Origin of the sequence: Psychroflexus salis (assembly GCF_014640175.1) — a bacterium.
Taxonomy (GTDB): domain Bacteria; phylum Bacteroidota; class Bacteroidia; order Flavobacteriales; family Flavobacteriaceae; genus Psychroflexus; species Psychroflexus salis.
Map to the genome: position 1 here is coordinate 32,653 of NZ_BMGL01000006.1, position 13,491 is coordinate 46,143.

The following is a 13,491-nucleotide window of genomic DNA, read 5'->3' on the forward strand; positions in this document are numbered from 1 at the left end:
AGTGACAAAAAAAGGTGAGTCTGTAAAACTCACCTTATCAATAGTATAAAAAACTTAAATTATTCATCATAAATATTTGAATACTTACCGTCGCTGGTTTCAAAAAACTTTCCATTTACATACCGAAAATGTTTATCAAGTGTTTTGAGTGCTTCATGATCTTCTTGCATTAAAGCTAGATTTTCACTGGCTAAATTTTCTTTTATTCTACCTTCATTAGTCGATTTTGGAATAACAGCTGTTCCACGGTCTACTGACCATTTAATTAAAAATTGCGCTACGCTTGCATCACGTTTTTCTGCAATTTTTTTAACCATTTCGTTGTCTAATAGCGAAGGTTCGTTTTCTGCTTTCATTTGCGGTGTTCTATCGCTGCTACCTAAAGGTGAATAAGCCGTTAAAGCTATTTGGTTTTCTTTGCAAAATTTAACCAATTCGTCTTGATGTAAATACGGATGCAATTCTACTTGATTCATCTCGGGTGCATCTTCTGTTTTACTTATTAAGTCTTTCAATTTTGCAACACTAAAATTAGAAACTCCTACATGTTTTACTAAACCTTGTTTTTTGGCTTCTAACATAGCTTCCCAAGTTTCAATAATTGGCACTTCTTCTAGCGATAAAAAATCATCATCACTTTCTGGAAAACCTTTTAAATCGGGTTTAAAAGCAACAGGCCAATGCATTAAATACAAGTCTAAATAATCTAATTGTAAGTCTGATAAAGTTTGTTTTAATGCAGGTATAACATCTTCTTTCATATGTGCTGTATTCCATAATTTAGAAGTTACCCAAACATCTTCTCGATTGATATTTTCACTTGTAAAACTTTCTGCAAAAGCTTGACCCACTTCTTTTTCATTTTGATAAACCGCTGCACAGTCAATGTGTTTATAGCCTGCTTTTAAAGCTGTTTTAACGGCCTGACTTACTTTTCCTGGGGCAGATTTCCATGTTCCTAAACCTATGGCTGGCACCTCGGCTCCTGTTCTTAATTTTATTTTTTTCATATAAATTCAATTTTCTTAAAAATACAAGATTTAAGATTAGGGGTTCACTATTCGGCTTGCTTTAATCTAAGTTTAACATGCTCTAAAAGATGCAATCTGCACAATTATTTATTAAAAAATCTCTGATTTACAAAAAGATAAAAAAGAGATTTTTAGAAAAGAAAAACACTTTAAGCTGAATTTCTACTGGCATTAATATTCCCAAATAAAGTGCGAACTACCATTTTTTCGTAGGTTACTTTATCTTCATCGTTATCCTGAATTTTTTGGAGCGCAAATTGCTGTATAGTAAGTAAAGGAAGTATTATTTGTTCGCGCATACTAATAGAACGTTTTGCTAATTCTTCATTATCCATCAACTTTTCTTGTCCTGTTAACTTCAAAACCAATTCCTTAGTTAATAGATATTCTCTACGGAGTTCTTTCCAAAATTTACCATAAACTGGATCATTTTTCATGTATGATGTTAACGGAAAATAGGACTTTTTCATAGACATAATGCTATTTAAAATTAAACTTCTAAAAAAAGTAGATTCATGATATAGTTCTTCTATTTTAGAAAAATCATCTCTGTATTGATCTAAAGCCGTTCCTAGACCGTAATAACCTGGTACATTTTGGCGAATTAAACTCCACGAGCCAACAAATGGAATAGCACGCAAATCTTTTAAAGTTAACTTAGCATCTTTATTGCGCTTTGTTGGTCTACTTCCAATATTCGTTGCTCCATAATATTTTAGAGTGGTCATGTCTTCTAGATAAGGAATAAACAAATCATGACTTTTTAGCTCTATATATTTTTGATAACTTAAATCAGCTAATTTATTCATTAAACTTTTATGCTTAGGGTTCCAAGCTTTTCTTCCCTTGGCTTTAACTCCTGCTAGTAACAATTGTTCAAAATTATAAGTAGCTTGCTCTTGCGTACCGTAAACACTAGTTATAGTTTGACCTTGAATAGTTAATTGAATTTTTTCTTTAGCAATATCATTGCCTTGCGCTGCATAAAATTGATGCGTTTTACCTCCTCCACGTGCTGGCGGTCCTCCTCTACCATCGAAAAATACAACTTGATAACCTTTGTTTCTAGAAAGAGCTGTTAAGCGTTCTTTAGTTCTGTAAATTTCCCAATTTGCCTTTAAATAGCCACCGTCTTTGGTTCCGTCCGAAAAGCCTAACATAATGTGTTGTTCTTTTTTACGACCTTGTAAATGAGCTTTATAAATCAAGTTTTCGTAAAGGGAATTCATTACTTCTTCAGAATTATCCATTCCATCCATAGTTTCAAAAAGCGGTACAATGTCTATGTGAATATCTTTGGGTGCATAACCACAATATTTAAACAAAGCATATACATGTAACACATCAAAAATACTTTCAGAATTCGATATAATGTAACGGTGTAGACCGCGTTTTCCATTTAATTTTTGAATTTCTTTAATCTGGTATACATTTTTAATGGTATCTACTACTAAATCGTCTGAATAGTTTTCTGGGTTTATTTGAAGCGATTTTTCGGTTAAATAATACAGTTTATCTTCATTGCTTAAATCATCATAATTTACATTGAATTCTTTTTTGAAAATGCTTTGCATAATTTCTAAATGCACACTGCTATCTTGGCGAATATCTAAGGTAGCAAAATGATTTCCAAAAAGATGTACACGACCGATATAATCGTCTATTAAATCAACATTTAAGGAATTATAATCGCTTACTACAAGTTTTCGAACCTTGTACATTATTTTTAAAATTTCATCAGAATTCAGACTGTTTTTTTTCTTAAAAATTTGCTTGTAGAGTTTCTTTTTTAATTTTTGAAGTGGTTCTTCAACCTTACTAAAAGTTAATTTACGCATTAGCACTTTTAGGTGATTGTAGTAACACTTCATAATAGTTACACGTAACTGAGATGCTACTTCCATGGTAGTTTCTGCAGTTACGAAAGGATTTCCATCTCGATCGCCACCAGGCCAAAAACCTAATTCTAATAAATTTGGATTGAAATCGGGTTTTAAATTAGCCCGTTTTGTTACATTATGATAAATGCCACCTAAGGTATCGTAATACACATACCGCAAGTAGAAAATAATACTTTGGGCTTCATCGAAGGGAGTAGGTTTTTTTCGATTTATAAATGGAGTAAATGCCAATTGTTGCAAGGTGCTATCGATTTTGGTTATGCTATCGGCTTTGATTCCCAAACGCAGTTCGTGCATAATTCCTTGTACATTGTTAGAATAAAATTGGGTTGGATGAGCTGTAAAAACTACCCTTGCTGAAAAATTTTTAAAATGTTCGACTAAATCTTCAAAAGAATTATTTCTGGGTTGGAGCACTTCTTCTAATTTTTGCTTTTTCAAACTCTTAAAAGCAGCATCTTCAACACTATCAAACAAAACAACCTGGCGTTCAATATACTGTATCATTCTAAACAATAAATCGAATTGTTCCTGTTTAGTAAGGTGGTCGGTATGATTCTGAAAAAATTGTTCAATAATTTTTTTGGGTTCTACATCTTTCGCGTAGCCTTCTTTACTTAATTTATGTAAAAGTGGGATAAAAATTCCTGTATGCGAAGTATTTTCGTTAGGCAAATTTAAAAATAAACTATTGTAAATTAAGTACTTATTTTTTACCAATTGTCTAAATTTCTCTAAACGTTCTAGGTTTTGCATAATGTGCGTATTATAGGTTGAAAAAAAGGAATTGAAATTCAATTCCCCCAAATTTACTAAAAATAAAGCTTATCGCTTAACTCCACTACGCTTAAACTTAACCACAGCAAATAAAAAAATAAATAAGGCTAAAAATTGAGCTATTCGAGCCAAATAGTCGCCAGTTTGTACATAAAACGTTGTTTTATTATATACAGGAACTTTAGTGCTTATTACTGTTTTTTGGTTATATGCAGTTTTTTTAAACACGGTACCATCAGCATCTATAAAACCAGAAAAACCAGTATTAGCCGATCGTACTACTGCTTTTCGTGTTTCTAAAGCACGTAATTTTGCATAGCTCCAATGTTGTTGATGTCCTTGTGTTTCGCCCCACCACGCATCATTAGTCATGATGCCTAATATTTGTGCTCCATTTTTAACATAACCGGTTACAAATTCGCCATAAACCGATTCGTAACAAATGATTGGAGCTACTTTTACATCATTACTTAACGCAAAAGCTGAACGATCGGATTGTGTAGTTTTCATAGCAACTGTTCCGCCTAAATCTAACATTACATCACCTAAAATAGGACGCAAAACTGACTGATATGGAAAATTTTCTACCCCAACGACTAATTTAGATTTGTAATAAAATTCAGGTTGCTTATTAGCTTGTTCAAAAAAGGCTGCGTTGTAATCGTTATACCAAAAACCACGCTGATGCCAATTGGACTGATGCGATTTTTGTGTTTCATTTGCTAAAATATCGTAAGCAGAAATACCACCCAAAACCGATACATTTGGATAATTAGAAATAAGTGATTGCGAAAATGAATGCGCTTCACTTAACTGGTATTTACCTAATCGAGTTCCCTGAGCAAAGACTGTTTCGGGCAATAAAACTAAGTCGGTTGATGCCTTTATTTTAATGGATGCTAATTCTAATAACTTTGTTTTCATAGCTTCATCATCCGTGTGGTATTTCTCACTATACGGATCGATATTGGGTTGTAAGGCAACCACTTCAATATAATCTTCAGCTTCTGCTAAATTTGCTCGAATAACAAACGAAGCTAATATTGGCAAACCGATTAATAAGAATAATTTAAAAGCATTACGAACTAAAATTGATTTTTCTTTATGTTGTTGAAATAACAAAACAGTTTTAAAAATTAACACGTTGCTTAGCAAAACCCAAAGTGTACCACCAAAAGTTCCTGTGTATTCGTACCATTGAATTAAAGCTGTATTTTCTGAAAAAGCATTGCCTAGATTTAGCCAAGGCCAAGAAAATTCCCAATGTAAGTGAAGGTATTCAAAACAAATCCAAATAGCTACAAAAAAAGAAGAAGCAGCCGTAAAATTTACGCGTTTCGCCACTATATGGTAAAGCAAAAACACCAAACTCATTAACAATGAATTTACCAAAACTGCAAAGAACATTCCGAATGCATCGGAGTAATACAACCAAGATGTAGTAATTAAGTTCCAGATTAGAAAAGCTACATATGCATAGCTAAACAGTTTTAATTTGGTTTTTGATGTACTTTTTTGACGGAGTTTAAATTCAGCTACAAACAAAGGAACGAAAGCAAAAAACAAACAAAAGACAAATCCATAAGTAGGCCAAGCTACGGCTAATAAAACTCCAGAAGTTAGTGCTAATAATATTTTAGAGATATCCATTAATTTAATTTTAAAGTAGTGTTTATTAATTTACGAATTGGTTTTTGGTATCTTCTGCAGCACGATGACCGCTTTCCATATCACTAATTTGAATATTTAAGGCTTTTACACTAATTTGTATTTCAATAATGGATAAGACTAAAGAAATCATTAATAAAACTAAGGAAATTCCAAAAATAACACTTCCAATATCAATCCAAGATTCGTATAAAGCAAACATACTTACTACACAGAGTAAAAGTGAAACAATACCAAAAAGCTGCATATTTTTTATTAAGCTTACGCGCTTCTTTAAATTAGTAATCTGCGCTTTAATATTTTGGTTTGGTGCTGCTTTATATTGTTTATATAAATTCCGAATAAGTCCAGCAATGGTTAAAAAGCGATTGGTATAAGCTAATAAAAGTAGAGATATTGCAGGGAAAAGTAAAGCTGGGGTTGTTAAAGAAATTTCCATAATATTAAATTTAAAAAGGATATCCAATTGCGAAGTTAAGCACAGGTTGGTCGTATTCAAAATTCCAATTTTGAGCAGGATTTTTTAAAGGTGCTGCTAAATCGAACCGAATAACAAAACCCGTAATATCTACACGTAATCCAAGACCAGATGAAAAGCCAAATTCTTCTGCAAAAGATGAAGTAAATTTTCCACCGGGTAAAGCAGGGTTTTCATTCATAAGCCACACATTACCTGCATCGGTAAATACAGCTCCATAAATGTATTCAAAAATAGGAAAACGATATTCTATATTCGCTTCTAAGCGAATATCTCCTGCTTGATCGAAAAAGGAAGTTATACCTTCTTCTGGCTCATAAACTCCTGGTCCTAAAGAACGTATACCAAAACCTCGAACACTGTATGGACCACCCGAAAAATACTGCTTTACAAATGGCAAAGAAGTAGAGTTTCCATAAGGTAAACCTACACCTGCAAACAAGCGAGTAACTAATTTATTCCCATGTTTGTTAAAGGCAAAATGTTGTCTAAAATCGAAATCTGCTTTTACAAATTGGGCATACTCTAAGTTTAAGAAAGTTTGTGGTCTTTCGCCTGAACCTGTAATAAAATCAATACTGTTTCCTGCTGTTTCAAAATTAAAATTAAAATAAACTCCATCGCTTTTTAATTGGTCGGGTATAGCGTTGTAGGTAAAAGAATAGGTTAGACCTGCAATAAATTGCTGTTCAAAACTTCTTCTTAAAAACGGATTGTTTTCTAAAATTTCTTCAAAAGCATTACTGGTATTTTGTAAACTTAAATATTCTAAATTAATGGGTGTAATGCTATGGTTTACATACGTATTCCCTTCCCATGAATAGCCAAAAGAAGTATTAACTGAACTTAAAGTATAAAGATTAGTTCGATCTAATACATCTAAACCTAAACCTATATTTGTTTTAGGAACTGCATATTTAAACCTTGAGCTTACATCGATAGGAAATAACAATCTTGGTAAACTTAAATTACCTCGCAAGCCTAACTGAAGACTACTTAAATCATCTTGGTTGCCTCCTAAAAACTGACGTTCGTAACCTACACTTGCATTAAGTCTTAACTCTTCGCCAGATTTAAAAAGATTTCTATTAATATATGTCAAGCCCAAACTAGGACCTGCAAAATTATTCGATTTGGTTACCGCCTGAATTTCGAAACGAAGAGAACGTTTATTTAATGGTGAGAGATAAATTTTAGCATTGAGAAATCGATTGTTTTGCTGTGCTAAACTATCTACTTCTTCATATTCAATATTTACAAATTTATAGGTGTTTAAATTTCCTAATCTACGGCTTGTATTTTTCGAAAGGCTTGGCTGATATACATTTCCTTCTTCAATTAAAATGAATGGACGCAAACGTTTGGGCTTAAAATATAAACTATCTTGGTAAAAATTTATGCCTTCAAGCCTTGTCGACTTTAAATTTTTAGTTTCTGTATTTAAACTTACATTTGGGTACACATCTACTTGATGAATTGTATATGGAATTAAAGCTTCTGCTGGCACTTCATTTTTTAGCCGTAAATACAAATCGTATTTATGATTTTTGTATTGATTGGTATCGGCTTCAAATAAAATAAAATTTGAACTGAAGTTGTAATATCCTTTTTCTTTTAAAAAAGAATGAATACGCTCTCGCTCTGCCTTCATTTTACTTAAATCGAATTTAGAAGATTTGGTAATTAAGCTATTGGTAATTGCTAGTTGAATATCTTTAAAAATAGCCAAACTGTCGGCCTGTGCTGAATCAAGTTGAAATGAGTTTAAGGTATATGCTTTTTTTAATTGAATTTGATAGCTTATCGATTTATGGCGTTTACTAGAATCGATTTTAATTTTATGCGAAATTTCACTAGAAAAATGACCTAAATTTTCAAGTCTATTTCGAATTATTTTTTTTGTGTTTTCTATATCTACATCACTAAAATATACAGGATCTTCTCCTACTTGTTTGTAGAAGAATTTACTTAAAAAACCTGGTTTTTCTTCTTGCATTTTATAATAAAAATGCAATCCAGGTCGCATCCATAAAGAAGTAGAATTGGGTTTTGGAAACAAAACTTCATTTACTTGTTGCTGCAAATACTTTTGGTTTGTTAAATCTGCTTCAGTCTGTAAATCAATTGTTCCTTTGGTGTACAAATAAGCATTTTCTGGCATGTACTTTTTTACAGCACAGGCATTAAGTAAACTTAGTATGGCTACAATAAAAAGTAGTTTAACTTTATTCATTTTCTTGTTTGGTGCTTATTTTTTTGGTTCTTCTCGTTTTTTATCTTTTTCTGATGCATTTTCATCTACTTCATTATCGATAAAAGTTTTCCAAAGTTCTTTAAATCGATTAAACTCTCTGTTAAAAATAAGTGCAATTCCACTAATAAATACCTGACCATCAATTACACTTTCATACTCGCTTTTTCTGAAGCCTTTAATTTTCCATCGGCCATCTTCGGTAAGCAAATATTGTACACTTACATTTCCTAATGCTACGTTAGATTCGCCTGGTCTTAAATCTCCTTCAACATTTACTTGGCTTCCAGCTTCAACAATTAAGCGATCGTTAAGTAATTTTTTTTGTACACTTACATCTACATCGGTTCGGTTATTGCCTTGTCCACTTTGGTAATCGGTATACGAATTTACATCGAAATTTAATTGAATACCTGTATTTCCGGTTAGTTTATTAGCATAAGTATTTAACTGATCGGACAAGGCTTGGTTAATGTTATTTCTTGCTATGCTAGCCGCTCCACCTTGGCTACCATCACTTCCAGAATTAGGATAAAAACGATTTAACACCAGTAAGGAAAAAACATGCTTATTGAGCTCATCTTCTTGTTGATTAATTTGTAAAACTCGATTGTACACAGTTCCATTAATTGCAGCTTTATTTGCTTCGGGCATATCTAATTTAAAGTTGAGTTCTGGAGAATTAATCTCTCCACCAACATCTAAATACACCTCGAAAGGCAATTGTTGTCGGTATTGATTTTGTACTGCACTAGATTCTGCTGAAATTTGTGAAGCCATTAAAGAAGATGCAGAAGTTTCTATATTGTAAATAGCTCGAATATCTATATCAGCATTCATAAGGTCGCCCGACCAAGCTACACTAGAACCTTCAGCAATTTTAAATTGTCTTTTTACTAAATTGTAAAAGTTAAGTTCCAATTGTCCGTTTTTAACTTCGTATTTTCCTTGCAAACTCATATCCCCATTTCGAGCCATTTTATACTTTAAATCGCCTCCACCTTGTAATTGAACATAATCTCCTGTTTTTGGGTTAAGTATAATTTTTGCTTTTGTAGCTGGATTTATTTTTAGCAATACATCTACTTCAACTTCAGAAATATTAGCGTTATACCGCTCTTGATTGGGTTGCGTAACAATATCGTCTGGATTTTTTTTGTTTACAAATAAAACTACACCTTCTCGTTCTATTGTTCCTGCTTGAACTTGTGGCATAATGTAGGTAAAGTCGGTTGTTTCTTTAAATGCTAACTCACCTTCAATTTTTGGAAAATTTAAACTACCAAGTATTTGTAAATCTGCATCGAAATTTACTTTACCATAATATAAATCATTGTCGTCTTTAGTCGAGTTGAGTGCTTCAAAATTATCGGCTTTAGCTGTTAATTGAAAATCTGGATTGCTTAAAGATGTTGTTTCTATTTTTCCATCGACTACAAAAGCATTTTTTTGAATATCGTTCAATTTAAAATTTGAAAAATAAATACCTTCTTTATTAAAATCAATTTGTTCATCTCCTAAGTAAAACAAGGCATTTAAAGATTTTACCCGCAATGCTGCATCTTTAAATGCTAAATCGCCTTGATAAGTGAAATCAGTTTCAGTACTATTTAAATTGAAATTCGCCGAAATTTCTCCGCTAGCATCTGAAATATAATCCGTTGTAAAGGCTTCAATTAATGGAAGATTAAGTTTAGTTAAATTTGCTTGTAAACTATATTTAGGTGTTTCTAAAGATTGGTTAATCTTAGCTGAAGCTTCAAAATCGACTTGTTCGCCTATTAGATAGAGTTGAAGTTGGTAAGTTTCATCTACAGTAGAACTTGCATTGAGATTTAAGTTTCCTATGGCATTTTCTAAAATCGATAAGTTTTCAATCTTTAAATCAGATATAAATCCAATTTTCTGAAATGGGTCTACAGCAATTACATCGCCAGAAATGATTCCACTAGCAAATTGTTTTTCGGTGTTTAAATAGCTTGTAAATGTAGCTAATTTGAAATCTTTAAAATCTATTCCTAGGTGGTTTTCTTCAATTTCAAAATTGTTTTTTAAAGCTATATATTGCTGATTACGTGTAATTTCAAAATTGTTGATTCGAATAGATTTTGCATTTACATCTCGATTTATTTTTATAAAATTGTCTTCAGGAATACGCCAAACTACTTTATTAAGAATTAAATTTTCAGGTTGAATTGAAAAATGTATTTGATCTTCTGTAAAATTTACGTCCGAATGTATATCGAAAAATGCTATTTCATCTTTATAAGCTTCAAAATCTAATTGAAACTTTTGGTCTTTAAAAGAACCTGCGAATTTTGTTTTAGCAACATCCAAAACTCCAGAACTTAAACTTTGAAAACCTAAGTTAAAATCAGCTTGATTGCGAGATGTGTTTAAATTAAAGGCTAAACTGTCTAACTCAATTTCATTGTAATTTAATTTAGGTAAGTGTAATTCGGTTTTTAATAATTGTTCTTTTTCCTGAAAGCTTAACTTAAATGATAATGTATCTAGTTTTTGAATTCCTGGCGCAACAACTTCGGTAATAAAGGGGCTGGCATACAGTTGAAAATCTGCATCTATTTCAACAAAATCTTCTGTATTTGCTTTTGTTTGTTCACCAATAAGTTCAGCTGTAGATTCTTTTTGATAATACGATTTTAAATGAGTTTTTAAAGCTTCAACAAAGACACTTGGATGTGCATTGGCTTGAAAATTAGACTGCCAAAATCTAGAATTGCTAGTAAATATGGTTTCTTGTTGGTTTACTTTTACATTTAAATCGATACTAGGTACATGGTAAGCATCTTGTTCATGAACCACCAATGTGCTATCCATTTTAGATTTAAATTCAAATTGATTGGTGTTTCCAGAAAACTGAGCACTAAATTTGGTCTTAGCTCGAATATTTCGTGGAGTTATACCTAATTTTTTAAAATTTGCTCCTTGTAAATCCAATTGTAAATTGGCTGTTGGATTAATGCTATCGAGTACAATGTCGCTTTGCGCTAAAAACCGTATATCTTTATGGTCGAGACCTAAATTAAATTCCACATTTTTGTAATCTAATTTGCCCGAAAATTGCAAATCAGATAAATCGAAATCAGCATAATTTAATTTTTTAAACTTAGAATTAACTTCACCTTTTAAAGCTAACCAATCTTTTCCTTCAACATTAGCGTTGAGTTGCCAACTAACAGGAGCTAAATTAGGTTGATTAAATAAACTTCCTAAATCCATTTCTACCAAGGCTAAATCTATGCTTAGCTTAATTTTATCTTGCTGTTGAAAATCTGCCGAAAGCTTTATTTCTCCTTCTGGAATTTGCAAGCTGCTTTGCGTTTGAAAACTTTGTAAACTACCATTGGCATAACCCGACAATTGAAGCCATTCTGGACTGTTGAAACTTTGCTCTTCTAACTCAATAAATTTTGAAATATCTTTTTTAGTAGTTGTAAAATTTATTTTATTTAATTGATATTGAAGTTTGTCAACATTTAAAAAAGCATTTAAATTTCCACTCGCTTTAAGCTCAGTTGAAGCCCAGTTTAACTGAAACTTGTCTAGCTGAAGTTGTTGGGTATTGCCTTGAGATTTTAAGCCTAATTGTATCGGATTTTTGGCTGCTTCATCTACGTAAGCTATTTTTCCTAAGGCAGGATAAATTTGAATAAATTCTGCTAAATTTAAGTTCGCATTAAAATTTAAGTTAGACTTTTCAAATAAGCTTGGGTCTTGAATAAATTGTGCTAAATTTTTAAAAGTGAAGTTTACTTTTCCTGCTAAATTATTCTTTGGCGTCTTTAATTGCAGTGCATCAATCTTCAACTTATTCGGATTGAGTTGAAAATTGAAAGCAAACTGTTGAAGTTTAAATCCGCTGGCTTCTGTTAAGTTTAATTTGTTAATTTGAAAACGTGCTTTTTCATTTTTGTTGAAATTGAAATCGCTTACATTAAAGTTAAAATCTTGAATACGAATGTTCTTATGGTTGAAACCTTTTTTTGATGTTGGTTGATTCCCCTCTTGGTAATTAATGGCATTGTTTGTAAAAGCTAAGCCATTTATTTCAATTTGAAGATTTGGCCAAGAGAAACTGTTTTCTAATGAATTTTCTTTTTTTACTTGCTCATCTTGTATTTCGGGCAATTGCAATTGAATAGTTGAATTGGCTAAAACTATATTTTTCAGTTTAAACTCAGATGAATTGGCATTAGCAAAAGCTTCATTAAGCTGAAAATCGGTTAAATTAGCTTGGTATTGTACTTTTTCATTAAAATCTTGATAAACTAAGTTTACCTTATCAAAAATTAATCTATCCAATTGAAAAATGGGAAGTTGTTCAGAAGCTTCATCTTTTAATTTTTCTTCTTGAGTTGCTAATTTGCCGTTTTGTTCTTTTGCTTCTGTTTTATGTTGAATATACTTAATTTGAGAATTGGAAAGTTTCCATTCGTTTAAATGAAAGTCTAATTCTTCTAAATCAAATTTTTCGAAAATAAGTTCTAAATCTTCAATTTGAACGGAAGCATTTTGGCCTTCAATTGCATCTTTATAACTCAATTGAATATTGTTTAAGTTGATGCTTCCTATACTAAAAAGGTAAGTTGTTGTATTTTCTTCTGCTGTATTTTCTTCATTAGCAAAAGCATCAATAATGTATTGGTAATTGAAATTTTTTGACTCATTTCGATTAATATTAGCCACGAGACCACTCCAATGAAGGTTTTTTAAACGAATTTTATTTTGCTGAAAAATGGGTAAAATAGCAACATTCAATTCTAAACTTTCAGAATATATTAAAGTATCTTGAGCTTGGTCTTCAAGGTAAATTTCATTAATTACTAAGTTTCCATTAAAACTCAAGTAAAATTTTTCAATGTGAAAAGTTGTGCCGATTTGCTCGCTAACATAGTTGGTTACTTTTTCTACAACGATATTTTGTCCCCACGGACTGCGAATAAATAAAACCAAAAGCACAAAAACTAAAAGCAATATGAAAAAGCTTTTTAGAAGCAAACGAAGAATTCGTTTAAGTGATTTTTTTTTAATTTTATTTTTTTTGACGTTCACAGCATTAATAAAAATCAAAAATACAGGAAAGAAAGCCTAGAAAATAATTTTGATGTTTAATTTCTGTTAATATGGTTTAAATGAAGTATTATGATGCGTTTTGATAGTAGAAAATACAACTCATGTAAATGAGATGCGTAGAACAAATTAAAATCCCTTTTAGAAACATTAACTTATAACTAAAAGATTTTTCTAGAGCTTAAAAGCATTTATAACCACAATTTTATGTGCTGAAGAAATTTTGGTGATTTATTTTTACGAAACAAAATAAATTTAGAAAATAGACTAAGTGTGGACTAAAACTAAAAT

6 protein-coding genes are annotated in these 13,491 nt (G+C 31.4%); all 6 read right to left on the reverse strand.

The features are described 5' to 3' along the window. Positions 1–59: 59 nt before the first annotated feature. The 6 genes from IEV63_RS05825 to IEV63_RS05850 all read right to left on the reverse strand — a co-directional run bounded on the left by IEV63_RS05825 (position 60) and on the right by IEV63_RS05850 (position 13,182). The gene (locus IEV63_RS05825) at positions 60–1,010 is read right to left on the reverse strand and encodes an aldo/keto reductase (protein ID WP_188405854.1); all 951 of its coding nucleotides are present in this window, start codon (positions 1,008–1,010) and stop codon (positions 60–62) included. Positions 1,011–1,180: 170 nt separating this feature from the next. Then, the gene (locus IEV63_RS05830; RefSeq protein WP_188405855.1) at positions 1,181–3,688 is read right to left on the reverse strand and encodes a phosphoenolpyruvate carboxylase; all 2,508 of its coding nucleotides are present in this window, start codon (positions 3,686–3,688) and stop codon (positions 1,181–1,183) included. Positions 3,689–3,757: 69 nt separating this feature from the next. Further along, positions 3,758–5,359 (reverse strand): apolipoprotein N-acyltransferase, encoded by a 1,602-nt coding sequence (gene lnt, locus IEV63_RS05835; RefSeq protein ID WP_229737192.1) that lies wholly within the window; start codon positions 5,357–5,359, stop codon positions 3,758–3,760. Between the two features lie 25 nt (positions 5,360–5,384). Then, a complete protein-coding gene (locus IEV63_RS05840; protein WP_188405856.1) occupies positions 5,385–5,816 on the reverse strand; it encodes a DUF2721 domain-containing protein in 432 nt (143 codons plus the stop codon). Between the two features lie 10 nt (positions 5,817–5,826). Then, positions 5,827–8,088, reverse strand: coding sequence for a translocation and assembly module lipoprotein TamL (gene tamL / locus IEV63_RS05845; protein ID WP_188405857.1), 2,262 nt, complete (start codon positions 8,086–8,088; stop codon positions 5,827–5,829). A gap of 15 nt (positions 8,089–8,103) precedes the next feature. Further along, on the reverse strand, positions 8,104–13,182 hold the full coding sequence (locus IEV63_RS05850) for a translocation/assembly module TamB domain-containing protein (protein ID WP_444544428.1): 5,079 nt from the start codon (positions 13,180–13,182) through the stop codon (positions 8,104–8,106). Between the last annotated feature and the right edge of the window lie 309 nt (positions 13,183–13,491).

Coding starts and splice junctions, on each gene's coding strand:
- IEV63_RS05825 (WP_188405854.1), bottom strand. CDS start 1,010: ATGAAAAAAATAAAATTAAGAACAGGAGCCGAGGTGCCAGCCATAGGT.
- IEV63_RS05830 (WP_188405855.1), bottom strand. CDS start 3,688: ATGCAAAACCTAGAACGTTTAGAGAAATTTAGACAATTGGTAAAAAAT.
- lnt (WP_229737192.1), bottom strand. CDS start 5,359: ATGGATATCTCTAAAATATTATTAGCACTAACTTCTGGAGTTTTATTA.
- IEV63_RS05840 (WP_188405856.1), bottom strand. CDS start 5,816: ATGGAAATTTCTTTAACAACCCCAGCTTTACTTTTCCCTGCAATATCT.
- tamL (WP_188405857.1), bottom strand. CDS start 8,088: ATGAATAAAGTTAAACTACTTTTTATTGTAGCCATACTAAGTTTACTT.